Genomic DNA, 25,523 nt, shown 5'->3' with positions numbered 1-25,523 from the left:
GCGCACGGGCGTGCGCCGGGCGGGTGTGCGCCGCGCTGACGGTGTCGCGGGTCGCGAGGCTGCCTCTGCACGCTCGTCGGTGACCGGGTGTCAGGACGCAAGGGTAGATCATGGCCCGGATGGTCACCACCAGTTGTTAGCCTGATCGCTGGGACGATCCGGGAGGCGGTCGCACACATGCACCGCTATATCACGCAGAGTACTCGGGTGCTGAACGATGTGTCGCGGCAGGGTTGACCGAAGTCTCCCTTGCCCGGATGGCCGAAAGCCTACCGGGGCCGATGAAGCACCCGGAGGGCCGTCCGGGCCGTGGGCCGTGGTCAACCACCGGCCAGGGGTCCCCGTGCCACGCCGAAGCCGTTGCACGGGGGAGGCCCGCTACCGTCCTGATCGTGCGGACGGTTGACATCCGCCCCACAAGGGCGGCACGGCGACGGTCTGGTCGGCGTGTGGGGAGCGGGTCTGTGGACTGCCGCCGACGCTGGGTGGACCGCGTTCGCCAGTGGCTCGAGCCGTGGACAGGCCGGCGGATCTGGGCGTTTTGGCTGGTCACCCGAGTAGCGCTGGTTGTGTTGGCCATCACCGCGAAGGTCCTGGGTGCCCAGCATGGTGTGCTGGGCGACGTCCGGCTCTACGACCAGTGGGGCGGTGGCCTGCTCCACGGTCGGGGCCTGCCTGTCGGCGACGACCGTTGGCAGTATCCCCCGGCTGCCGCCATCGTGTTGGTCGTCCCATCCGTGCTGGAGGCCGCGACCGGATTTCCCTACGACGTCGGGTTCTTCCTGCTGATTCTCGCGGCGGACGCCGCGATCACCGCCATACTTGCCCGCCGTTCGGTGTCCGCGGCCCGGTTCTGGCTGGTCGGGATCTGTGCCCTTGGACCGGTGTCGGTGGCACGGTTCGACATGGTGCCGGCGGTGCTCGCCGTGGTCGCCGTCGCGGGGCTCGGCGGGCCAGCTGCGCCCGGACTGACGGCGAGCGGGCCGGCGGCGAGCGGGCCGGCGGCGAGCGGGCCGGCTGCGAGCGGGCCGAACCAGCACAGTGGCGGACGTTGGGGGCGAGTCGGTCTGGCGGTCGGTCTCGGGACCGCTGTGAAGGTGTGGCCGGTGTTGTTGCTGCTCGCGTTGGGCGGGCCCGGTTCGGGCATCCGTTGGGCCGGGCGGCTGCGTGGGCCTCTGCACGGACGGCTGCGCGGGTGCTCGGGCGGACGTTCGGGGCGTCCGGCTGTCAGCACGGCCCAGGCCGCCCTGGTGCGCATGGCGGCCGGGTTGGTGGGGGCGGTCGCGTTGGTCGCAGTGGTGCTGTTCGCCGCCGGCTGGTGGCGGGACGCCTTCGGCTTCCTGGGCGCGCAGAAGGACCGGGGCCTGCAGGTCGAGGCAGTTTCGGCGACCCCGTTCGTCCTTGCGCACATGGTCGGGTTACATGCTGGACCGTCATATGCCTGGGGGGCGTTGCAGTTTGGATCCAAGCTGGCGCAGCTGGTGGCAACGATCTGCTCGTTTGTAGAGGTTGTGGTCGTGCTGGCCGCTGCCGCGCGCTGGTGGCTGCCGCGTTGGTCCCGAAGCCTCGAGGGCTCCCGAGCCGCGGCGGAATCGCGCGCGGCGATCCACCCGGCGGACCGCATGCTGGCGCTACTGCTGGTCGTGCTCGTGACAAGTCGGGTGCTCAGCCCGCAGTACCTGGTCTGGGTACTGGCGGTTGCCGCGTGCCGTCCGCACTCGTCCGGCCAGACTGTTGCCGCAGCGGCTCGCTGTGTGGTTGACCGGCGTCGGCAGGTCACCATTGGCCTGTTGGTGACCTGCCTGCTCTCGCTCGTGGTCTATCCGATCCGTTATGAGGACGTCATCCAGGGCCGAGTCGTCGCGAGCCTGCTCCTGGTCGTCCGTAACGGTCTGCTCCTCATTGTCTGCTGGGAGGCTGTCCGTGCCGCTTGGCCGTCGTCGCGGTCCGTGCCGTGGCAACCCTGGAGATCATGGCGACGGCAACGGTCAGGGCCGCAACAGCGGCCAGGGTCACATCTGCGGGCGGATGCGTCTGCCTCAGAAGCGTCCAGGTCGGGGCCAACGACGCCAACGACGTCACACACAGCGTCACCGAAGTGATGATCGTCAGTCGGCGTAGTGCAGGTGAACCACTCGTACCGATCATTACCGAGAGCGATGGGATGGCCAGCGCGAGATACCAGGGGTAGACCACGGGGCCGCTCAGGGCCACCGCCATTCCGCCGACACCAATGATCGCGACGTCGTCGGGGACGCGTCCGGCCGGCCCGTCCGCCGTCGCGGTCCCACCAGCCGTTGCAGTCCCACCAGCCGTTGCAGTTCCACCAGGCATCGCGGTCCACGTAGCCGTTGCGGTCCACGTAGCCGTGCCGGCTTCAGGCGGCGTCGGGTTGCGCCAGGCCCGGCCGAACAGCGCTGCGATGACGGCTGCGGCCACGGTAAGCGACGAGATTCGGGCGTCGGCGAGGACGGTCTCGGCATGGCCGCTGACGCCGAGTAGCCGCAGTGACAGCGAGATCGGATGGGCGAGGAGCGCGGCCGGAGCGATGTCGGTCCGCAGCCTGCCCGCGGTGGACAGCGCTGTGATCCAGGTCGGACCGAAGCCGACTGCGATCATGCTGGCCGTGATCGTGGCCGTGGCCACCGTGAGGTCAACGAGCACGCCCGTCGCGGCGGTGATGATGGCGCCAGCCGTGCCGCCCCGGGGCGTGGCAGCCTGGGCACCTGGAGTTGCCCCGGTCCTGATGGCTGTGCCGGTGCCGCTCACGAGCTGTTCGCGAAGGTGGACGACGAGCAGTACGGCGAGAGCGAGGAAGGCGGTCGCCTTGATCGTGCCTGCCAGGCAGGCGAGGGCGACCGCGCCGGCCCGGGCGGCATACGAACTGATCGGAAGTCCAGGTGTCCGGCGATCGGGCCGCCAACGGGGATCAAGGCGGTGCCGGTGCCGGTGCCGGTGCCGGTCGACGACGAGTGCCGCGATGCACAGCGCACCGGCCAGCGCGTCCAGGTGCGCGCCGCCGACCAGGTGGATCACGGTGACCGGATTGCAGGCGAGCAGCGCGAGCACCAGCGCGGTCCGCTGGCTGCCCGGCCGCTGGCTGCCCGGCCGCTGGGGCAGAAGGCGCAACGTGAGCAGCACCAGCGCCACCACCGAGGTCACGGCGACGAGGCGTAGCAGGAGCACGGCACCGATCGGACCAGCGCCGAACAGAGCGTTACCGACCGCCGCGGCCGTCTTCTCGACGAACACGGCCGTTCCGCCGTAGGGGGCATGGGTTTCGCGCCAGCGTGGATCAACCGCGGCCACGAAGGCGCCCAGGTGGGGGCCGAGCGTGCGCAGCGCTGAAATGCCGTGTGTCGCCGGATCGAGCCCGTGGCGGGCGAGCTCGCCCTGGCCGGCATAGGCGTAGACGTCCCGGCTGAACAGCGGTGGGCCAAGTGCGAACGGCAGCGTCCATGCGAGCGAGGTGACGGCCACCCGGGATGGCGTGAGGGTTTCGCGGAGCGTCGCGCGGATCAGGGCGCACCAACACAGACACAGCGTGATCACGGCGATGGCGGCGATCGCGGCCAGCCAGCCTCGGGTTGCGCCAGGCGGTGGACCGGATGGGAGGATCCCCCACCAGGACGAGGGATTGAGCGTGTCCGGGTTGCGTGGTCCGAGCCGGGCTTCGGCGAGAACGGCGGTAACCGCCGCGATGGCGCCTACCAGCGTCGGCCAGACAGCGGGTGTATCAAACAGGACCACACGGTTACGGAATGACATCATGGATCTTCGTTGCCGTCCAGCGATGCCGCCGCAGGCGGTCCGGATCGGCGCTGGCCGGGTAGTTCCGGTCCGCGGGTTTCCGGAGGTTGGACACTGGGAGGTGTCGGTTGGGTCCACTCGGCACCTTGCGGCGCGAACACCGGCGGCGCGAACACCGGCGGCGCGCGCGCCGATCGCGTGACACGCATCCCGACCGGCATCCCGACCGGCATCGTGATGACCGTTGTGAAACTGTGCCACGTGAAACCGTGGTAGGACGAAACGTGACAGGCCGGATACCGATGGTTGAGTACGAGTCACCGGCGGTGCACTCCTTCCCAGCCTTCTGTCCCCCGTTGCGGCACGTGGCGGCCTTCCTCGGCAGATGTGGCGACCAGCGCTCCTCATCCACAGCGGTTCGGGCCATCGTCGCCGGTGCGCTCGCCGGTGCCGCGGCGTGCCGGCGCCGACCGTGGATGATCACTGCCGTCCTGTGCGGACTGTCGTTGCTCCTTGGGCTCACCGGCCCGGACACCCCCGCGCAGGAATACCGAGTGTGGCTGTTCAAGCACGGCGGCGCGATCCTGTGGGACGACCAGTGGTACGGCGGGCACACCGTACCCGGCTACAGCGTGCTTTTCCCGCCGCTCGGGGCGCTGTTCGGAGTGCAGGCCCTGGGCTGTCTCGCCTGCGTCGCGTCCACGATGATCGTGACCCGGCTGCTGCGTGGCAGCGGCCGGACCCACGACAACGGCAACGGCAACGGCAACGACCTGGCGCTGGTCTGGTTCGCGGTCGCGACGGTGGCGAATCTTGTCGTCGGGCGGATGCCGTTCGCCCTCGGGATGGCGTTCGGCGCGCTCGCGCTGCTCGGCGTGCGCGAGCGGCGGATGAAGGCGGCCTGGGTCGGTGCGATCGGCTCGTCGCTGGCCTCGCCGCTCGCCGGCGGGTTCGTGCTGCTGATCGGCCTGGCCCTGCTCGGCACGCTCGATCGGCGTCGAGTGCTGCCGCTGGTTGGCGCGGCGAGCGGCATCATCGTTGCGTTGCTGTTTCCCGAACACGGTGTGCAGCCGTTCCCGGCGTTGACGCTCCTGTCCCTGCTCGTGCTGATCGCAGCCGGGCTGGTCGTCGTCCCGAAGAAGGAGGTGGCGATCCGCCGGGGACTGGGGCTGTGGGCGGGTGCCGCCGCTGTCTTCTTCTTCGTCCCGACGCAGATCGGCGGGAACATCGCCCGGCCGGCGACCCTGCTGGCGGGCCCGGTCGCGGCGATGCTGTTGGCCCGCCGTCCACGGGTGCTGCTCGTTGTCGCGATACCGCTGGTCGGCTGGCAGATCGGCCCCGTACACGGCGCGCTGGCCACCTACGGGGACGCATCGGGCCAGCCCGGTTACTACACCGGTCTGCTCGACTACCTCGACCACGGCCCGGTGGCCGCAGGCCGGGTGGAGGTCCCGTTCACCCGTGCGCACTGGGAGGCGTCGCTGGTGGCGCCGCACGTCCCGCTCGCCCGCGGTTGGGAACGGCAGCTCGACATGACGTACAACTCGCTGTTCTACGACGGCACGCTCGCCCCCGACACCTACCACCGGTGGCTGCTCGAACGCGGCGTCCGTTTCGTGGCGCTGCCGGACGTGGAGCTGGACTCCTCCGCGCTCGGGGAGGCGAAGCTGCTGGCGGCCGGCCAGCCCTACCTGGAGCTCGCGTGGTCGGACCCGCACTGGAAGGTCTGGCTGGTCACCGACGCGCCGGGGCTGGTGCGGGGGCCGGCGACCCTGACTGAGCTCGGGGTCAGCTCACTGGCGGTGAACTTCTCCGCCCCGGGGCTCGCGACCGTCCTGGTGCACTTCACGCCGTACTGGCAGCTGGACGACGGGTATGACGACGGGTATGAGGCGTGCGTGTTCGAGACGGCGGACGGCTGGACGGGCATCCGCACCGACACGCCCGGCCCGGTGCGCCTGTCCGCCCGGCTGACCGTCAGCGGCCTGACCGGGGCCAGCGCCCTGGACTGCCCCACCGACCCCCACGTCCACCGAGTAACAGCCATAACCCGGTAGGTGGCCGTACTCCGCCGTTCGTTGGCAAGATCGGCGGATGTTTGTCGTTGCGTACGCTTTTTCAGCCGCCAGGCGTACCCGACGACAAACATCTACAGATCTTCGCTCGCCGCACGGCCAGTTGACGCCTGCGTCCATCGTTCTTGCTGTACCGACCCGGCACCGACCCGGCACCGACCGACGCATCAGCACGCTCGGCACGCGCACGGGTCCGGCGCCTGCTTTCTTCGGACCGGTTGTTGTCCAGTTTCAGACCGACTACCGCCAGACAACTGATTATCCGGATTCGGTACGATGTCAGACGATCGCATCGGGCGGCCATTCTACGCGATCAACGGGCATCCGGGGGGAACATGCCAGACGTTGTGGGAAGCTACCGGAACATCATGGCGCAGCGCTGGCCGAACTGGTGGGTGAACTGGCCCCTGACCAGGGTCGTCGCGGTCGGCGACATCTTTGTGGCGACGTCGGGAAGGTTAGTGCGGGCCGGCGATATGACCGCAGGACTATCCGTCCGCGCCGGAACATCGATTCCGAGTTTTGAGCATGACTCGAACGGAAGCGTTGCCATCACGTTTGCGCCGGCAGCGGGTGTCGCGGATGCCCGCATGCAGGCGGAGATCCGGTTCCGGCGGGGCGACGCCATGCTGGTGGCCTACGACGGGGTGACCCAGGCCGACGTCGCGGACGCAACGGAGGTCGCCACAACCTTGCTGCGGCGGTGGTGGGCCGGCGGCTGGGACCTCGACAAGGTCGTGGTCACGTCCGTGATGACGGCGTCCGGCGGGATTCTCCTCTCCGGCGCGAGCGAGTCCGGTGGCTCAGTGCGGCTCAACGCCCGAGCGGGCGTCGGGCTGGGGCCGTTCACGGTCGTCGATCTCGCCATGAAGTTCGACCTCGACCGGTCCACCGCCCGCAACGACTCCTGGACGGTCGAGGCCTGCACGCCGATGTTCCAGGTGATGCGGTTGAAGAAGACCTTCCTCCGTAGAGTGGTCGAAGACTTCGGGATGAGTCAGGGCGGCCGCGGCGCCTTCCCGACGGACGTTCCACCCGCGCTGATCAGCTACGTGGGTGAGCATCCCGAACACGTCATCGACGTGGTTCCCCCGGGCGAGGCGCAGCCTGGGTCGGGGGATGTCGGTGCCGGGGCTCCATCCGTCGCCTGACGCCATGACGACCTACCAGCCGCACATGCCGCCGGCTCTCTGCGTGCCCTCCGGTCCGACCGTGGTATTCGACGTTCAGTCAGACCCGGGGAATACGGGAAGCTACGTCGTCAATCTGTACCGTTACGACGAGCCATGTGAAGTCGGCCAGAGTGGCTCTCCCGGGCTATTGCTAGCGGGCGGGGGATCGTTTTCGGCAGCGGAGGTGCAGGCCGTTCGGGACCAGATAGCTAGGAATACGCCGCTGAGCAACGCTGGAGACGACAGCCTCCAGGGGGTGGGCGAGGGCCTGTTTGCCCTGATCAACCGGCAGGAGTTTCACGGGCAGTGGCTTGCGCTTCAAACGGATCATCCCTGCCGAGTGCTGTTGGCTCTACCCACTCCGAACGACGATCCGGACGACCTGCGTGCGCTGCCCTGGGAACTGTTGTACGGCTGTGGGCCCGCGGACGCGAGTCTCTCCGGGTTTTTCTTCCGGGACCCCAACATGCCCTGGTCGCTGTGGCACCGGCAGCGCGGTGAGTGGAAATTCGAGAGGGAGAAAGGCCCCTTGCGTGTCCTGGTCGTCGTCTGTGAGCCGGACACGCCTGGACTGTTGGCGGATCAGGAAGTCGCGAGCATCACAACGGGTCTTGCCGCCCGGTCGGTGAGCGTGCATACTGAGGTGCTGTACGGACCGTCAAAAAGGAAACTGGCCGACACTATCGACGTATTGCATCCACATGTCCTGCATTTTATTGGACATCGGATTCCTCGGCGGGACGGCACTTCGATGCTCAGCTTCAGGCCGAGAACCGGGTTGGACTGGCAGCTATGTGCGGACGATGTCCGTCGCCGCACTCTCAGTAGGTGGAAACCGAGGCTCGTCGTCCTCAACGTCTGCGGCACCGAGGGCAATGACCCGACCAACGATATGAAGGATCTTGCGCAGGCGTTTCTTTACTCCGGGGCGGGTGCCGTGGTCGCGATGCGGGCTGAGATCGAGTCCAGCCATGCAGTCGAATTTTCCCGCAGCTTCTATGACGCCCTCGGCAAGAGCGATCCTCCCGCGATCGACCAGGCGATGGCGGTCGCCCGGTACAAGTTACGCGTCGACAGTCCTGTGTGGGCCGTGCCCCGGCTGTTGAGTGCCCGTCCATGGGGAGATCTTTTACATGTGGACGTCGACCCCGCCGACAGCGAGGCGGTCGAACGCCTGCAGTTGTTTCTCGGCTCGGATATGGATGGGAAGTCCCTCCTCGTCGACCGCGACACGGAACGTAGAGATGCATGGTGGGCGATCGACCCTCCCTATGCCGCTATGAAGCCGAGGAATTTCGCGGTCATCAGTGGAGATAAAAAGTCTGGCAAGACATCCCTCGCCCTGTGGGTATTGTTGATCATGAGATTGCGCGGGCTCCGGGTCACCTATGTCGACTGCAATAACCAGGTGCGCCGGCTGGACGCCGATGGAAGACAAACACGGGATGACCGCGGAGTGCCGGTCGAAGTCTCGGTTGAAAAGGCGCTGGATATAGTTACTCTAATTTTCGAAGCGATGACGGACCCGGAAAACCCGGATCATATTCCGAAGTGTAAATTCAGCGGCAATCATCTCCCGCCGTACCCCGCAGAAGTTGACAACAAGCACGCCATGCGTATCGTAAAAGAGTTCTTCAAGGAACTCGTCAAGGTGTCGCGAAGGTGGGACGGCGACATCGCACGGGTGATATTTCTTGATCACATCAAGGTGTGGAATCGTAAATCTCTCGATTCCGAGGAAAATTGTGATGACGGTATGGACGGTGTTGAATTCGAGATTTTCTATCGTAATTTTTTATTACCGATACTACTCGGAGAGGGGCGACTGAGGCTCGTTCTCATGTGGGATATCACGGATTCGCGCGCGCAGCTGCCCCCGGTTGAGGAGCGCCTGCGGGCGATAATAGGGCCCCTCAAACCTCCCGGCGATCAGTTTAAGCGGCTGTTCCGCGAGTATCTCGAACGTCTTGGTCAGCCCTTCGTCAGGCCAGATGAACTCGATACCTACCTCAACATGCTGCCAGAAAATTTCGATAGGTCGTTTCACGGGTTCGGCCGCATCCGAAAGTGGGCAGCGGCGGATTCCCAACTGCGGGCCTGGTCATAATCATGGTCCCGCCGTACGCTGAGGTTGGCCGCCTGGATCCCGGTGGGGCCGGGTTGACCCGACAGCAGCCGCTGCCCTCGAGATGGCCCCTCCTGCTCCAGTTCTGCGCAGTTGCACACATTTTCGATCAAAAAACACTGAAGGAAATCCTGCGGCCTGAGGCGGGCCTGGACGACAGCCCCGGTCTTGACGTGCTTGAGTGGCATGGACTCGTTGAGAAGGCGCCAGGCAGGAAAAACCATTTCCGGCTGGAAGCCGAGGAACGTGAACGTTACCTGGAGAGTTGGTGGCGAGCGGAGCCCGGGCGGGACAAATCGACTGAGTTACAGAATCTGTCCGATAAACTGGCTCATTACCAGAAGAAGCGGAATAATCGGCTTGAGTACCTCCGCCACATGATGATCGCCGATCCGGCGGAGGCTAGGACACTGTTCACCGCCGAGTTTTCCGCCGCGGACCGGGCACGCGACTTCGCGCGTTTCCGGGATGCTCTCGGCGTACTGGGCGACGACTTTCGCGTCGATCGTACTGGGCTTCGCGATTACTACGACGGCCGGGCGGCCTACTTGCGTCGGCAGCAGTACTGGTCCGTGGAACATCGGCGGTCGGCCCATTTTCTGCCGCCTAACGGCTGGCGTGAGCAGGTGGAGCGTCTGCTGTCAAACGACGGCGGTGTTCACGGCTGGTACCTGTTCGGAGCCGACGGCAGCGGTAAATCCATGGGTTTGCAGTGGCTCATTGCCCGGCGCTGCGTTCCGGAACATCCCGGCGAAGACGCCGACGGCGACAGCCCGCCCACTGACATTCCCTGTGCACGGGTCGACCTGGGCGTGCTCGACCCGGTCATTCTCGGAAGACATCCGTGGCTGATCCTGCTACCGATCGCCGCTCAGTTGCAGCTGCACACGGATACCGCGAACTTTGAGTGGCTCATCGAACACTATGAGCTGTTCGCCGGTCTGCTTCGGCCGACGCAACCGTCGGAGCGACTCGCGACAGCGGCACGGATCTTGTCAGAAGACCAGGCTGCCGCGGATATCGGCCGTAAGGTCACGGACGAATTTATCGCCAAGCTCGAGCTGTCATCCCGAAATCCGACGGTTATCCGAAATCAACCGGTTATTGTCGTCGTCGACACCGTTGAAGCGCTGCTGAACTTTGATGAGGAGAAGACACGTGATTTCCTCAGACTGTTCGCAGACGTACACCGCAAGTGTTCGGCATTACGTTTGATCATTGCCGGCCGACACCCTGAACTGCTCGCGGCGGGGCTGGAGACAACCGGCTCTCCTGCCGTCGACGGGTTGGATGTGTCGGCCTGGTTCGCAGACCTTGAGAAGATCGAACTGGCGAACTTCGACGAAGAGACCGCTGGGCGTTACCTGCGGGAGAAACGCGGTATCGAGGATCGCGACCTGGTGGCGACGGGCGTTCGTCAGGCTTGCGGTTCACCGTTGGCACTGGCGCTTTATGCCGATCTTTATATCGATCTTCATACCGATCTGATCAACCAGCACGAGGTGGTCGCTGCCGCCGAGCTCGAAATGGACGGCCAACTGACCCTGCCTCGCCTGCTTGAAAAAGTAGTGCTGACCATCGTCGACCCGGCTGTACGGTGGTTGCTCCGATATGGGGTCGTGCCGCGACGGTTACGGTTTGATGCCGTCCGTAGGGTGATGCGCCCCCATCTCGAACACATAATGGCTGGCTCGTCCGACGAGGACGACCCGCTCCCCCCGAATGTCTTTCCGCACACATCTCAGGCCCTCGGTGACGACGAACTGGATCGGATCTGGGCGAACCTGCTCTCCTATGCCGGTATCCTCTCATTCCTGCAACATTCCCTGGATGACCCGGAAGCCGTCGTCTTCCACAGCCGTACACGTCGGTGGATGCGCGAACTCGTCGCCGAGGAGCAGGTGTTCAAGGACCTACATCGTGCCTTTGCAAAGGATTTCTTCCAGAAATCCGAGGCTTTTGAGCCCGGGCGGGGTGCTGAATGGGTGTCCTGCTACCGGGAGGTTGTCTATCACAAATTCCAGTGTGCTGCTCCAGAGGCTTTGGATGAATGGCGGGATGCACTCCTGCGTTGCCGACGCGCCGGGGCATTCGACGACCTGACGGTACTCGCCCAGGATATCCTGGGGGAAGATTATCAGAATGAGGACGGGAACCCGACTGTCGGGTCGCTTGTCGAAGGTGAGGCGGAACTGCTCCTCGCCAATGCTGCTGCCCGGCGGGCATGGCGCCACCGGGCGAATGCCCCCGACCCACGCTGGTCAGCAGCCGCACGCCACCTGAGCCGTTACGACCAGCTCTGTGTGGAACCGTCGCCGCGACCCGTATTGGCGGCCGCGGTCCGCGCGGCTGTCCGGCTGGCCGAGGGGGCGGCCCGGGAGGCACTGGAGATCGCGGAGCCTGTGCTTGACGTCATCTCCGGCCATACGTCCGAGGACCTTGGTGACAAGATCGATATTTGGCAGGTAGTCGGTGACTGCCGCGCGGCGCTAGGCGATGATCGGGCTATTGAGGCTTACAGGAATGCGCTGACCGCCGCTGCCGGCTGGAGCGGCCGTGAGGAAGAGATCACGCTCGCGCTCGCCGATCACCATGAGCAGCGAGGCGACTTCGACGCTGCGCTGCGGGCCGTCCCCGATGGTGGATCCCCATCGGTTACGCTGAAGCTTCGGCGGATACACCTGCTGTTGCGGTGCGCTGAGCCGCAGGAAGCTGCCAACACTGCACGGCGGGCGCTCACCGACCCGGCTCCATTGGTTGGCAGGGCTGATCTTGCCCCTGCCGAACGGGCTGCACTGATTCGGGCACAGGCTGAGGCTGCCCTGCTGCTCGGCGATGAGCGTACCGCCTTGAGCTGTCTCGACCAGGCCATGATGATCCCCGATGATGATTTCTCATCGGTCGAGGACGGCATCCACCATCGTGCCCTCACCCTGCAGCTTCACGCCTCGCTTCTCGGCGAATTGCTCATGTTGGACGAGGCGGGGAAGAAGTTTCGCGAGGCTGGGGAACTGTGGCGCGGGTTGGGATATACGAGCGGGCACCCCACGTGGCGATTGGCATATGGGACGTTCCTGATGCGGGACGTCGGGGACACCGCAACGGCAAGCGAAGAACTGCCCGTCGATGTGGCCAAACCACCGGCTGTCGAGCCGAACGGATATTTCGACGAGGTTGCTGTCCGCATCTGGCTACTCGCTGTGCAGACTCAGGCGATCAAAGCGTCCGGTGCGGAAATACGGCGGTTTATCGGCGTCTTGACGGACTGCCTCACGGCGATGACCGAACGCGTCGCGCCACCGCAGATCGCTGCCCGCGTCGCGGTGACCGGGTTGGTGCTCTGCCATCAGAGCAGTAACACAGAAGACATACGTGCGGAGGCGGGTCGTTTTGCCATCAGGCTAACCGCAGAGATCCCTAAGATCCGGCCGGTGACTGCTCGATTTCTTCCCTTGGCGGATCTTGAATTCTGCGATACGCCGCGGGCGGATTCGGACGAACTTAAAGGGCTCCGTTCGGAGGTCGCGAAACTGGGCAGCGCTGCCGGTGTTCAGCTCTCCAACACGACTCTGCGAACGCCGTTGTTCCGCGAGGCGCGACGGGTCTGTCGTGATCAGCGGTCGCTGGGGAGCCCGCCGCCTGAGCCTTGGCTGTTGGCGCGATGGCGCTGGTTGCGTGCCAGCGATCACTATCCTGATGTCAACCCTGATCCCAGTCAGCGTAATCTTGATCCGCTATTGCGGGATCATCTTGAGTCGTTGGTCGATGGAAGCCTGCCGGACAGCGACGAGAGATTGTGGCTCCTGCGCGCCTGGGCCTTCAAACTGCTGGCCAGGCAGCGACAGGCTGGCGGTGAAGCTCACGAAGGAGATAACGGTGACGGAGCGATTTCGTATCTCCAGAAAGCAATCGACAATGCTGGTGAAGTGCGGACGGAGTCACGCTGGACGGCGTCGATACACTACGCGTACGCCGAGATCGGGCCGGCTGATCAGCGGGACGACAGCAAGGACAAAGCGCGCCGCATCTATGACGGCCTGGGTCTTCCCGCGCCACAACAAAATATTAAGATCGTCTTTAACGATGATCAGAATGACAAATCGCACAAGGTTACCCGACCTGACGGCGTGACCGTCGACATTGATGAGCTCCAGCGTCTGATGGCGGCCGATGAAGGCTATCTTCCGCCCCGACTCGCGGCGGTACTGACCGGGATCGGGTCACAGACTGTAGACTGCGACGCGATCAGGTACACACTTCGGCTCGAATCGGATGAGCCTCGAGTGCAGATGCTGCCGTGGGAACTTGCCGATCCGCCGTCGGCGGATGGCGACCGCCGCAGCTGGCTGAACATGTACCGCTGCATGCCGACCGCCGGCGACAAGGTGAACATCCGCTGGTTGGAAGCCGCGCGGGCCACTGATGTGAACGGGTTGGCAAACCTGCAGATCGACAGTGCCGCGGCCATGCTTCCCGTTTCACCGGGTCAGGGCCGCATACTGTACAGGTCATTGCAGCTATCGCTGCGGGGGAAGGACGCCGACGACAGCGCTCCGTTGGTAGCAATCGTCAGGCCGGCGACGCGTTCGGGATACCAGGTTAAACCGTCCGGTGAGTCGACGCTGTTCGACATCGTACGGGTTTACGAGGAGTGTGACTACCGGGTTTTGCCCATCAGACAGTCGGCTCTGGGGAATACCGGGTTGCGATTGATTCCGACCGATGACCTCCCGACTCCCACGATACTGCACCTGCGGGCACCGCTGGCAATGATCGGTGATTCGCCGTGCCTCGATTTCTCCGCCGACGGGCCACACCGACGGCCGGCGGGCGGAATCCGTGGTACTGACGTCCGACCTCGGGCGGTTGCGAGCTGGATTGCCGAATGTGAACCGGGTACCGCGCCGGTCGTGGTGCTTGACCCGCCGCAGCCCAGCTCGCCCGCGGACTTCCACTCTCAACTACTCCTCCGCAATCTTTTCGCGGCGCTGCTGTTCCAACAGGCTGCGACACCCGTGGTGGTGGCCACCGGGCTCGAATTGCGCCACAGCAAAGAAGTGACCCGTGCATTGGCCAAAGGGCTGCGCAGACAAGCCGAAGGGCTGCGCAGACAAGTCGATGTACTGGCTGCCATCCGCGATCTGCGTGAGCCTGTGTGGGCGGACTCCTTGCCGGAATCGGGCGATCTCCATGGCTGGGCGGCGCGCGCCACGGCCGTGTTCGTCGCCACCTCGGCGCTGATTCGTGCATGAGCGGATTGGGTGAACGGCGTCGGGTCGAATGGAACCATCAGGTGGAGAGCCTGTCGGACGAACTTCGCCTGTGGGCGAGTGAGGCCGAGAAAGACGGTCCTCTGGAGAAAAATCACAGTCAGGTGCGGAGCATCGTCATAATGCTTCAATCATTTGCTGAGGAAGCCGGCGTGCGGACGCGGGAAGCGACGTGTTCCATCGGTGATCTTCAAGATATTATTCTCGATCTGCATCATGTCTGGGATTTCTTTCGCTCGAAACTCACGCTCCGCTTCGTCGAATGGAGCAAAGATTTTCTGGTGGCGGCTGACGAGTTTGCCTGGGCGTGCTACCGGCCAGCGGTCGAGATCGGTAGCGTTCGAGGTGATCCCACCATCGCGATCGAGCCTCCACTGGTATTCCTCAACCGTTCACGGACGCCGTTCGCTCAGCTCCGAGGGAGCGAATTTCTCCAGTTCGGCATGAGTTCGGAAGAAGGCCGTACATGGCAACGGGAGATACCATTCCCGATGATCGGTATTCCATGGTACACGACCCACTATGTACCAGACCTCCTCTACGTCGCGCACGAGGTCGGCCACCATATAGAAGATCGTTTTGATCTCGACGACGCTTTACGGCAGCGTATCGCAGACGCCGGCGTGAGTGCGGAGTGGTTGGACTGGTCGGGCGAGGTGTTCGCCGACGTGTATGGCTGCATTGCGGCTGGTGAGGCATATGCCGTTACGCTCTTCGACGCGCTGATGAGCACTGGAGCGGGTGTGGACACCGAAAAATACCCACCTGCACCGTTGCGAGCGCGGGTGTGCCTTGCGGCCGTGGAATCGATCCGCGGCCCCGCCGTGGCGGCGGAAGTCGCGTCCCAATGGCCCGAGCCCTGGCCGGAAGCAGCAATTTCATGCGAAGCGGAAAAGGTGGTGAATGCCCTTCTCGCGGATCCCTATGAAGCACTGAACGGGTATACGCTGGATGCTCTACTTGGATTGGGATCCCAAGATTTCGAGAATATCTACGAGGCGGGCACACTGTTGCTGCGCGGTATCACACCAAGCTTTTTGCAGGACGTGCGGGCGATGATCGCGGCGGCTGCGTTGGCTTTCCACCGCGATCCGGATAAGTTTGACGAACAAGGCGCCGGTGACAAGGCGCTGTGCAAGGTCCGGAGCCTGGTGCGGCACGGTGTGAGGGCAGGTGCAAACGCTGCGGAGCAAGCGCAGGCGCAGGCTGTCGGCCGTGCGCTCTTCCACGCCGTGGCAGAACAGCGATCAGAGCGCGGATGAGCTGATTCGGAAATAGATGGGGTGAATTTTCCGGGCTGGACGGTGCCGCTACCTCGGGACTGATTCAAAAGCTTCGCCGACAAATCTCTCGACCGTCGGACCGTTGGGTGCCCGGAGTTCTGCCAGTCGTGCTTGAATCATTCCAAGCGGATTATCCCTCTCGCTGAGCCGTTCCATCAACATGGTTCGTTCTTCGCCGGATTTTTCATCTTTAAGCTCCAGTGAAATCGAGATGATTTTCAACGCATGGTCAATACAAGAAGCTTCGCTTTCAGTGGCCTGGTCGGTCGGCCCGTCGCTCCATGGTCGCAGCTTGTCGAGTGCCGGCCAGGCGGGCCGGGTCTCGTCCAGCGCCCGCAACAGGTAGGTCGAGATCAGAATTCTTCCCTCGCCGACACCGATCGCATTCTCGTAATGGGTACGGTAATTATCATCGCGTCTTTTTTTCGCGAAATCACCGAATTTGACATGCGCGATGATCCGCTGACTGTCGTCGGCCGCCGCCCTCACGGCTTCTTGATAGTACTGTTCTCTGGTTTCACTGTCCTGTGCGATGTCCGCGAGCGCCGTCAACGCCGCGAAGTGGGTGGTCGGGTCACTCCCGCGTGAATGGTCGCGTGCAAGGGAGAGGTTCTCTCGGGCGCGGAGGGGATTTCTTTCAAAAGCAAAGAAAAGTCCTAGCGCCAGATTACCGCGGGCCCGCTCCTTTTGGTCATCTCGGAGTAGGCGCAGAGCGGCCGTGGCGTGCTGACGGATGTACCTCTCGGCATGGCGCGCAGCGGTGGAGCGAGTGATCTCAAGCTCGCCCCAGGCGCGACGCCTGTAGTCGAGTGGCCCACCCGGCTTGCCCGGCGACGGTGGATCACCCATTTTCTCCATTGCCATGCCGATCGCGTCGGTGATCTGCTCCGCCAAGGCGTCGTCGAGCTCAAGAAGGGCTATGCTGTCGTTCGCCCGTCGAAGGCTCGTTGCCGCGCCGGCCCAGTCGTCCTGTCTGAGATTCGCGACCGCCATGCTGAGACAGGCCCGCGCTTCGGCGTAGGTGTGGCCGATTTTCTGCGCCACATCCGCGGATTGTCTCAGTTTGTGAACCGCAGTGCCAATCTGCTCTTCCGTGCCAAGCAGATAGCGGCCCTCATTATAGGAATGCTCCAGATCGTCCACCGGCAACTCGGGGACGGATTGTACGATACGTCGAGGAATATAGGCCATTTCACCGGGAAATATCGGGGGATAACGGCGGCGACCTATGTTGGCGGCGCGGGCACCAGCCGGCTCACCTAGAGCAGCATAGAGCTCCCGCCGAGCGGCGTCCTCATCGCGCGCCATAAGGTTCGTCGTCACACGGCGGCGCATGAATATTCCTGTTGCGGTATTATTACGGACCGTCACCGGTAGGAGTGCGACCGTACGATTCAATCTGTCCTGCTGCCGGTAGAACAATTCCCAGGCGGCTTCCGCGGAGGCAGACCGTTGGTATTCATGTGACATGAGTGCGACGAGACACACCTTTTGATCTGGATCCGTCCAGATTCTGTCCAGGTCGTCGACGTCCGGCCTGGACGCGTGATGGCGGCTCACACGGAAGCCCCGCTCCTCGAGTTGCCATGTCACCCAGTCAGCCCATTTGTAGTCTCCGTATGCGGAGCTGACCACAATGTTGGAGAATGTCATCGGGTCCCACGGTTCCCGACCGGACAGCAGCATCCACTGATTCTTGTCCTTAATCCTCAGCTTAGTATTCCCATCACCCGCCAGATAGCCGGCGAGACGTTCACACGACACGGTCACCAGCGGCGCCGGGTCGGATTCGTCGTGATTGGCCTCGGGGAGCCGTGGCAGCTTCTCGTTGAAAGCGAGGCCTGGGACATAGGGAATTTCCACAGCCTCCAGATAGCTGTCCCGCTCCGCCGTCGGAATCAGCGTCGACGATTGAACAAGATCATTAAAGGTGCGATGACAGAGGTCTTGTGCGGCGTCGAGCCTGAGTCCGTCAGAACCGTCGACCCGAGTAGGCAGGAGCAAGATTTTGATGCTCCTCCCCGACCGCGTGATCTCGTGGGCTCTTCGTCGGGTACCCTCGATGTTCTGGTTGTTCATCGCAAAGCAGAAGACGACCGTGTCCGGAAAGTCGTGCAGGCATGCCTCGGCGGTGCCGCTGTAACCGGTCCGGCTGTCGATGAGTATGTACTCGTACTCGTCGCGCAGTTGTTTAAAGGTCCTTTTGAGGAATTCGCCACCGCCTTTTGTATAGAAGCTGCTCCATTCCAGCTTCGCTAGTCGAGCATGATAGGAATTGCCGTTTTCGTCTGTTCTATCCTCCATGCCGGCGGGTAGAATGAACAGCATATCCTCGTCCAGGTCGAACAGGCCATCGGTTGACATGGGAAAACAGGATTTCACGAGGTTTTCCCGCGCATTGCCTTCGGCTTTGTCGTATTCGATTTTTCTTCCCGCGACATCGCTCGCCGAGTTACCCGTCTCGGCCACGCGCGAAATATAGGGGGCGAGGCAGGTCATGGCCTCCAGCAGGCCCGGGCGGTTGCTGATCTCGTCGGCGCCGTAGCCGGTCTGCCGTAGCACGGGCTCGAAGTAGCGGTAGAGGCCGGGGCTCTCCAGATCCCAATCCACCACGAGAACTTTCTTGCCGTTCGACGCGAGTATCCAGGCGACGTGGGCGACGCACATGGAGCGGCCGACGCCACCCTTGAAGGAGTAGAAAGTGACGATTTGGCCGGGCATCAGGGCTCCATGGTGGACATCGAGCCGGTCGTGGATGCGTTTTGCTTGGTGTCCGCGATTATGAAGTAGACCCGGTCGTTCAGCAGATGGGCGAGCTTGTCACCGACCGGGTGCGTGGCCGATTCCCACGGAGAATTGCGGTCCAATTGAATCATCCCGTTCTGCCCGTTGCGTCGTACCGTGAAGCGCTGACCTGCGCCGCTCACCTTGGCGTTGTCGGTGGAGAAAGACGGATCCCCACGGCTGGTGCCGTCCGCGTTGTCGATTCCAAAAGAAATCGTGAATTTTCCGGGAGCGCTCGGCTCCAGGACATCACAGGCGATGTTGTCACGGTAGAGGCTGATCTTGAGACCGCCGACCGCGGCGTGCCGGGTAAGATGGCCCTGGAGTTTGAGGACACTGGCGATGATGATGACGAGGCCGAGGATGCCGAGGAGGGTGAAGAACCTTACCTGCCACTGGTTCACGGGATTGTCGGCGGGGAAGGGGACGACGGTCAGGGCGACGAACTGGTCGCCCAGCCATCGGGAGGGCAGGCCGGCGTCGAAGACCTGAATGATGCCGCCCGATGGGCCGAGCGGGGCGTTCTCAGCGGCGTGGATCGTGAGGAGCACGGGCTTGCCGTCCTCCACCGCATAGCGATGCAGTGCGGGCGGATCAATGGTGATACCGCCGATGACCCCCAACGTCTTGACCGTAATTTCGCTGATCGGTCCCCAGCTGCCGGTGACAGTCAGGTAGGCGGACACCGAGCCGCCGCGTGGGAGAGGCCCGTTGAGGGTCGGAATGGTGACGATCGGCCTAGGGCGGTCGTCGATCGAGGTGTGGTACTCGAACGGGAGCGCTTTGAAGCCCGGCCCAGATATTTCCGCGGTAAATTTGAGTGACTCCTCGGTGCCGTCATGAACCTTCAGCGGCGCGGCGAAGACAACGATGTCGCTGCCGCCGGAGTCCGAGGCGGCTCGGCCCTGCGGCGGTACGTCGACCGACGTCGTATTCCCGGCGCCGAAGTCGACGGTGAGCCGTGCGGTCACACCCGCCAACGCTTGCGGGAGCTCGAGTGCACCAGCCCGGGTGTACAGGCGTGCTTCCACGTTCACCATGGGCGGGCCGCCGTTCGGCCCAGGTTGTGGTGGGGTTGGGCGTACCAGCATCGCGGTACGCGGCGTCCCTTCCCACTCCACCTGGGGGTCGATCATGATAGGTGGCCCACCCGGTGGCGCGGTCGCGACGATGGTCCACTCGCCGGGCATCGGGCGGGTGATGCGTAGTCGGTCGTACCCGGCCGCGCTGGCGGTGCGCTCGAAGGTGGGGCCGTCCGAGGCCTTTTCGCCGGGCCGCACGAAGCTCGTGTCGGAACAGTCCTGCGGGCCGCCCGCGGGATGAGGTTCGCAGAAGTTGAACGTGAGTCGATCTTCGTGTCGTACGCGGATCGTTGCGTCGGTTGCGGGCAGCGGAATTCGTACCTTCGTTTCGCTCCGACACAGGGGCCGGGGTGTGAGAGCGGTTGCAACCGTCGTCGCCGCCGGGATGAGGTCCTCCCCCGGGCCCGCCGTGTGTGCGGACGGCGTATCCCGCTCGCAGGTTCCCGACCCTTGGAAACCGCCGTGGGCGATCGCGTCCAGGCCGGCCGGGTCCGCGGAGCCGAAGCCGAGTGGCCACACCTCGATCTGTTTGTTCTTCAGCTCGGCCAGATCGGTGGGCGCGAGCTGGTTCCGCGCGTTTGGCGGCCCGCCGGCGAGCAGTACCAGCACCAGCCGTGCCGTGTCGGGTGCATTGGCCGCCAGAGCGTCACCGAAGAAACGCACCGCTCCGGCGATGTCGGAGTCGTTCCCCTCGGCGGGTGTCCGCTTGTGCAGGCCCGTGATGCAGGCTGCGAGTACGGGCCCGGCGCGGGCCGCGTCCGGCCCGGCCCTGCGGGAGGGACAGGTGCGGTCGAAGGCGGACCGGCCTTCGCGCGGCGCGCTGCCATAGCCGGTCACCTCCACCTGGTAGTCGCCTGCCAGCGGAGCAGCAGCGATCTTTTCGGCGATCTGCTTCTGCATGTCGACCTGCACTGCGGTGACGTTCGCGGATTCGTCGACCAGGATCTGGACGCGGACCGGTTGTGGCGATGCTTTCGGCGCCGATGCGGCCGGGTCCGGAGAGCGCGTTTGCGCATTGACAGGTACGGTCCAGAAGACGACCGCGGCGGTGATGCACATCCCCGCCAGTGCGCGCCCGAAGCGTGCTGTGGACATTCGGCTGGCCATCCCTAACCCCCGTCGGCACCGGACTCCACCAGACCAAACTCTCGCCGCGGTGGAAACCGTACCGGACAATAGCCACCGTCTACGCCGGAGCTCTTCGAATCTCGGCATTTGACGGAATTAACTTTGAGTGTTCATAGCTGTACCTAGGGTAACTCGATCGTGTGTTCATTGTGCTTCCCGCCCAGGCTGCCCCGCCCCGGTGCGGCCCAGTCGAGCAATACCCGACGAGAACCTACTCCGCAATCGGTAGATCGTTGTCGGTGGGTTGCGTGGTGACCGCCGTCCCTGGAGTCCACGGGGTTAATGGGTGTCGCCAGTGCGAGTGTCGCTTCAGGTAAACAACCGGCCAAGCGGAGGTGCGAGATTCACTCGGGTCGGGAAACTGGGGTGCGTTCCGGTACGATCGGTATTCACTATGGACCACCACGCGGGGGGGAGCGTCCATTGGCTGTAAAGCAATCAGGCGTACGGGGTCGCCAGGTCTGGCCGCCGTATGCTCTGGTGGCGCGCCTGATGGGCGGCGCGGTTGCCGTTGGCATCGTCCTGGCAGGGACGGCCGTCCCTGCCAGCGGCCAGGCGCTGCCCAGCGCGTCGCCGAGCAGCGCCGCCTCGAATGCCGCAGGCAATGACCTGGCCACCCAGCCAGTGCGGGTCGTTGTTCTTGTTGACGAGTCCGGAAGTCTCTCCGACCAGGACGTCGTCAACGAACGCAACGCCGCCTCGGTCATCGCCGTCACGGACGTCTCCCAGCAGTCCCAGGTCGCGGTCCTGGGCTTCGGTAGCTCCGAGGGCAGAGTGGGCCAGAGCGCGGTCAACCCGGTATGCCCCCTGACGACCGTCAACCAGTTGGGTGATCAGCAGGAGTTGCTCCGGTGTATCGGCACGTTGCACCGGCGAACCGCCGAGGAAGGTAACAACACCGATCACGTAGCCGCGCTTGCCCAGGCCCTCGACATCCTGACTGCGCCTGATGACCTCAACCGCCCTAAAATGATCTTCTTGTTGACGGATGGACGGCTCGACGTCTCAGGGAGTCCACAGTACGGTCCGGACGTCACCACGCGTAACGCTGAAGGACAGCGACAGCTGGTCGAGAAGATCAATGAAGCCCGTGACGGCAAGGTGCAGATCTGGCCGATCGGCTTCGGCAACGTCGACATGGCCTCGCTCGACGGCTACGCCACCGGCGGTTTTCAGGGGACCTGTAACCGTTCCGTCGACGCCAAGCCGCGGACGAACATCTACACGTCATCCAGCGATGTGGGCAAGGCATTGCTGCGGGCGTTCGCGTCGGCCCGGTGCGCCGGCGTCTCCGCTTTCGACCAGGGCACCCTCACCGGCGGAGCGTCCGTTGACCTGGCCGTCGACATCCCGCCCATCAGCACCGACGGGTCCATCGTGGTGTTGAAGGGCAGTGACAAGGTCAGGGTCACCTACTTCGACCCGCGCGGCGTGGAGGTACCACGCCAGAGCCAGAACTTCGACGGTTCGGTGTTCCAGGCGACAACCGAGAACGCGGCGGCCGAGTCGCTGCATATCCGCGACCCACGCCCGGGTACCTGGAAGGTGCGGTTGACCGCACCCGCGGGCGTGCCCACGTCGACGGTTGCGGCCTCGGCGATCTGGCAGGGCCGCATCCGCTCCTCGATCGCGGTGACCCCACCCGCCCCGCAACCCGGCCAGATCGTCGACGTGCGGGTGCGGCTACAGACCCGCGCCGACGCGGTCACCGACCCGGCCGAACTGCGCAAGCTCACGGTCCGCGCAGAGGTCTCCGGTGACGGAATGCCGCTCCAGAGCGTCCCGGTCGCCGACGATGGCAAGGGCCCCGACCGGCGGGCGAACGACGGCGAGTTCGCCGGTCAGGTCACCGTTGCGACCAGCGCCACCGGGGATCTCACGTTCGTCGGGCGCATCGACGGGATCGGTGTCGTCGGCGACGAGCGGCCGTTCACCACCCGGATCACCAAGGGGCCGCCGCCGGTCACCGCTGACATCAGCGTTGACGGCGGACGGGTCGCGCCGGGCGACACCCTGGGTGGGAAGGTCGTCGTCAACACGGCGGACGGCAGGCCCCGTACTCTCGGGCTGCGTCTGATCGATCTGGATCCGGGCACGCTTGCCGAGCTCAGTCCGGCGAGGATCCAGACCGATGGTTCCGGACGCTCGCAAGAGGCACTGACGATCCAGTTCCGCGCCGGCACCAAGCTCGGGCCGGCCAGCGGCGAACTCGACGTGTATGACGTGGTCGACCCCGCGACCGTCGTCGCGACGGGTTTTTTCACCGTCGACGTCGCCTACCCGTCGCCGCTGCTCCAGCGCCTGTGGTGGTTGTGGCTTCTTGTGCTGGTAGCGGTGCTGGCCGCGGTGGCCTGGTTGCGTGGTCGGCGCCGGGCTTTCCTCATCCGTCGTGGTGTCCGTGATCTCACGATGGTCCTGTACCGGAGCGGCATGGAGCTTTACAAACTCCGCGCGCCACCGACACCGTCCACCCGGTTCTCCTTCGCGATTCGGGACCCCCGGAGCAGATCGCCGCGTCTCGATCTGGCCGACGGTCGGGAAAGTGCCTATGAGGCGCGCCGCGGGGACAGCGGCGAGCTCATCGTCAGGACGCCCGGTGGTGCGACGACCACGCTGTTGCGTGGCACGCCCACACCAGTCGGTGACGGACTGGCGCTCGGTTTCCTCGATGCCCGCACGGCGGGAGCGGCAGGGACGCCGGGCGCGGCGGGCGCAGCCGGGGCCGCGGGCGGCGGGCGCGGCTCCTGGAATGAACGTAACCGCTTCCGGCCCGGTGCGGGTGGCGCGGGCCGTGCTCACGCTGGTGCCGGTGCGGCATCCGACGGGAATGTGAGCGGACAGGCAGCGGGCGGCTGGCGGGAGCGGGCCGGCGCGGGTACCGGTTTCGGGCGGCAGCCGGGCTCGTTCCGCCAGGAAACGGGCGGTCGGGGTGACGGGGGTTACGACCAGTCCGCCCCCGGCGGCTCGCAGTCCGGCTCGTGGCGGAGCGGGGGGAGCCGGCCCGGCCGCGGATCGTCCTCGGCTGGCGCCACGGACACCGGGCAGCGGGACACCGGGCAGCGACCCGGTCGCGGGGAGTCCGACCGCGCCGTCGGCCAGGCTCGGGCGGACGACCGTGGCGAGTCCGGTGGCTACGGCGGGTCTGGCGGGCGTGGCCGGTACGGCGGTTATGACCCCGGTGCTCCGGATGATCGGGAAGGCGCGGACCTGCATGACGAGATAACCCAGCCCGGTCGCGACGGCGGTCGTAGGCCGCGCGACCGGGATTACCACGACGACGATTTCGAGCGGTCATGAGGGCCGAACCGGCCGGCGCGGTCACGGCCGACTCCCGGCCCCGCGGTCGTGGGCGATCTGACAGGGAAGCGAGCGAGTCCGCATGAACATTTACCAGCCGATGATGTTCGTCGGTCTGGGGGGCACCGGATGCCTCATCGGGGCCGAGCTGGAACGCCGGCTCCGCACCGAGCTGTGCGGACCGGACGGCCGGGACCTGATCGGCCGGGTCCCCGGCCAGGGTTATCTGCCCTACCAGCTGCCGGCCTGCGTCCAGTTCGTGTATGCCGACCTGAACGAGAGCGAGCTCACCAAGTTGCGCGGCCGGGTCGTCCCGGGCGAGGAGCATGAAGCCGCGGTCGCGCACACCCAGCACATCACCCATGAACTCGTACCCCGGTTCGACACCTATCCACAGGTTGCGCTGAGCCTGCGTACCAACGCCCGAAAATTCATCCGGGGATGGGTGCCGCCGCCCGCCGGGGAGCCACGGGTGGCGCCGCTGGTCCGCGGGGCCGGGCAGCTGCCCACGGTTGGGCGGGCCGCCCTGTTCGAGACGTTCCGCAACGGGTTGGAACCGGCTCAGCAGCCGATCGCGCGGGCGATCGGGATGATCGGTAACTCCGGTGACGAGTTGTCCCGGCTCGGCGGGCGGTTCGGGCAGACCTGTGACGTCTTCGTCGCGTTCTCGGTTGCCGGTGGCACCGGCGCCGGCATCTTCTACGACTATCTGTATCTGATCGGTGAGGCGTTCCAGCGGACGGACTACCGGGCGCAGATCTATCCGCTCGTGCTCATGCCGTCGGCGTTCGAGGAGGGGATGGGCGGTGGGCGCCGCGCCCGGCTCAACGCCGGCCGCGCCCTGCTGGACCTGTTCCGCCTGGTGGACGACCAGAACGGTTCCACCGCCGGCACGGAACTCACCGCCACCGGAACCACCGGAACGCTCGGGGTCCTCTACCCGGGTCAGGAGAAGGCGACCGCGCTGGCGCCCGCTACCATCCAGACCGCCTTCCTGTTCAGCGGAAGCTACGGTGTCCGCCGCGACGACCTGCACCGCTCGATCGTGTCGCTGATGCTGTCGCTGGTTGGGACGGGCAAGGTCGACGCCGCCGGTGCCGGCGCGGGTGACCGGCTCTACCAGTCGTTCGCGGACGACTTCATCAACCGGGGCGTGGAGCGGGAGGTCCCTGCGCCTTCCGGCATCGGCCTGCGGGGCGTGTCGACCAGTCTGGTGGCGTCGATGGACGTACCCGTGGACGATCTGGCCGACATCGTCGCCTCCCGGCTGCTGGCGCGCGCGGTTGACGTGCTCGGCGAGATCGTGCCCGGCAGCGGCGAGGACAACGAGCCGGCGATCGGGGAGTTCATGGCGGCGGCCAACCTCGAGCCGCTGCTGTCCAGCCGACCGCTGCCGTTCACCGAGGTTTCGGCCGCGCACGGGGCGCTGGAGATCACCGGGGCGCTCCACAGCCGGGCCCGCACGATGGAGGACAGCGTCGCCGCGCTCGAGGATCGGCTGCGGGCCGACGTGCCCGACATGGTCGCCGCATTCGACCCGACAAAGGCAGTTGACAT

General features: G+C 65.1%; 10 protein-coding genes and 1 pseudogene. 8 read left to right on the top strand and 3 right to left on the bottom strand.

Annotated elements, in window-relative coordinates; genetic code table 11:
- The first annotated feature begins 485 nt into the window (after positions 1-485).
- A complete protein-coding gene (locus U9983_RS27940) occupies positions 486-2,102 on the top strand; it encodes a hypothetical protein (protein ID WP_416211419.1) in 1,617 nt (538 codons plus the stop codon).
- Between the two features lie 319 nt (positions 2,103-2,421).
- Here U9983_RS27940 and mptB read toward each other — a convergent pair.
- A pseudogene (gene mptB / locus U9983_RS16615) lies at positions 2,422-3,768 on the bottom strand (polyprenol phosphomannose-dependent alpha 1,6 mannosyltransferase MptB); the annotation flags it as partial.
- 284 nt (positions 3,769-4,052) lie between these two features.
- Here mptB and U9983_RS16610 point away from each other — a divergent pair.
- The 5 genes from U9983_RS16610 (at position 4,053) to U9983_RS16590 (ending at position 15,654) form a co-directional block, all read left to right on the top strand.
- Positions 4,053-5,807 (top strand): hypothetical protein, encoded by a 1,755-nt coding sequence (locus U9983_RS16610; protein WP_416211418.1) that lies wholly within the window; start codon positions 4,053-4,055, stop codon positions 5,805-5,807.
- A gap of 353 nt (positions 5,808-6,160) precedes the next feature.
- Positions 6,161-6,976 carry a hypothetical protein gene (locus U9983_RS16605; RefSeq protein WP_322754905.1) on the top strand — a complete coding sequence of 272 codons (816 nt, stop codon included), beginning with the start codon at positions 6,161-6,163 and terminating at the stop codon, positions 6,974-6,976.
- Positions 6,977-6,980: 4 nt separating this feature from the next.
- On the top strand, positions 6,981-9,104 hold the full coding sequence (locus tag U9983_RS16600; protein WP_322754904.1) for a CHAT domain-containing protein: 2,124 nt from the start codon (positions 6,981-6,983) through the stop codon (positions 9,102-9,104).
- Between the two features lie 53 nt (positions 9,105-9,157).
- Positions 9,158-14,374, top strand: coding sequence for a hypothetical protein (locus U9983_RS16595; RefSeq protein ID WP_322754903.1), 5,217 nt, complete (start codon positions 9,158-9,160; stop codon positions 14,372-14,374).
- Positions 14,371-15,654, top strand: a complete 1,284-nt coding sequence (locus U9983_RS16590; RefSeq protein ID WP_322754902.1) for a hypothetical protein — start codon at positions 14,371-14,373, stop codon at positions 15,652-15,654. The genes U9983_RS16595 and U9983_RS16590 overlap by 4 nt, the downstream gene beginning before the upstream one ends.
- 48 nt (positions 15,655-15,702) lie before the next feature.
- Here U9983_RS16590 and U9983_RS16585 read toward each other — a convergent pair whose 3' ends face one another.
- Positions 15,703-18,396, bottom strand: coding sequence for a KGGVGR-motif variant AAA ATPase (locus U9983_RS16585; RefSeq protein ID WP_322754901.1), 2,694 nt, complete (start codon positions 18,394-18,396; stop codon positions 15,703-15,705).
- Positions 18,396-20,636 carry a vWA domain-containing protein gene (locus tag U9983_RS16580; RefSeq protein WP_322754900.1) on the bottom strand — a complete coding sequence of 747 codons (2,241 nt, stop codon included), beginning with the start codon at positions 20,634-20,636 and terminating at the stop codon, positions 18,396-18,398. Before U9983_RS16580 ends, U9983_RS16585 begins: the two co-directional genes overlap by 1 nt.
- Positions 20,637-21,149: 513 nt before the next feature.
- Between U9983_RS16580 and U9983_RS16575 the strand changes: the two genes are divergently transcribed.
- Positions 21,150-23,966: a vWA domain-containing protein gene (locus U9983_RS16575; RefSeq protein WP_322754899.1), complete on the top strand. Its 2,817-nt coding sequence runs from the start codon at positions 21,150-21,152 to the stop codon at positions 23,964-23,966.
- 82 nt (positions 23,967-24,048) lie between these two features.
- A partial coding sequence (locus U9983_RS16570; protein WP_322754898.1) for a tubulin-like doman-containing protein occupies positions 24,049-25,523 on the top strand: 1,475 nt, incomplete at its 3' end.

The organism is Protofrankia sp. Cas3, assembly GCF_963555955.1.
In the GTDB taxonomy this organism is placed as follows: domain Bacteria; phylum Actinomycetota; class Actinomycetes; order Frankiales; family Frankiaceae; genus Protofrankia.
The sequence above is the reverse complement of the archived record's forward strand: the minus strand, read 5'-3'. Positions and strand labels throughout refer to the sequence as shown.

Excerpts from the sequence above, each read along its gene's own strand:
- U9983_RS16590 (WP_322754902.1), top strand. The coding sequence starts at position 14,371 with ATGAGCGGATTGGGTGAACGGCGTCGGGTCGAATGGAACCATCAGGTG.
- U9983_RS16600 (WP_322754904.1), top strand. The coding sequence starts at position 6,981 with ATGACGACCTACCAGCCGCACATGCCGCCGGCTCTCTGCGTGCCCTCC.
- U9983_RS16610 (WP_416211418.1), top strand. The coding sequence starts at position 4,053 with ATGGTTGAGTACGAGTCACCGGCGGTGCACTCCTTCCCAGCCTTCTGT.
- U9983_RS16580 (WP_322754900.1), bottom strand. The coding sequence starts at position 20,636 with ATGTCCACAGCACGCTTCGGGCGCGCACTGGCGGGGATGTGCATCACC.
- U9983_RS16585 (WP_322754901.1), bottom strand. The coding sequence starts at position 18,396 with ATGCCCGGCCAAATCGTCACTTTCTACTCCTTCAAGGGTGGCGTCGGC.
- U9983_RS16605 (WP_322754905.1), top strand. The coding sequence starts at position 6,161 with ATGCCAGACGTTGTGGGAAGCTACCGGAACATCATGGCGCAGCGCTGG.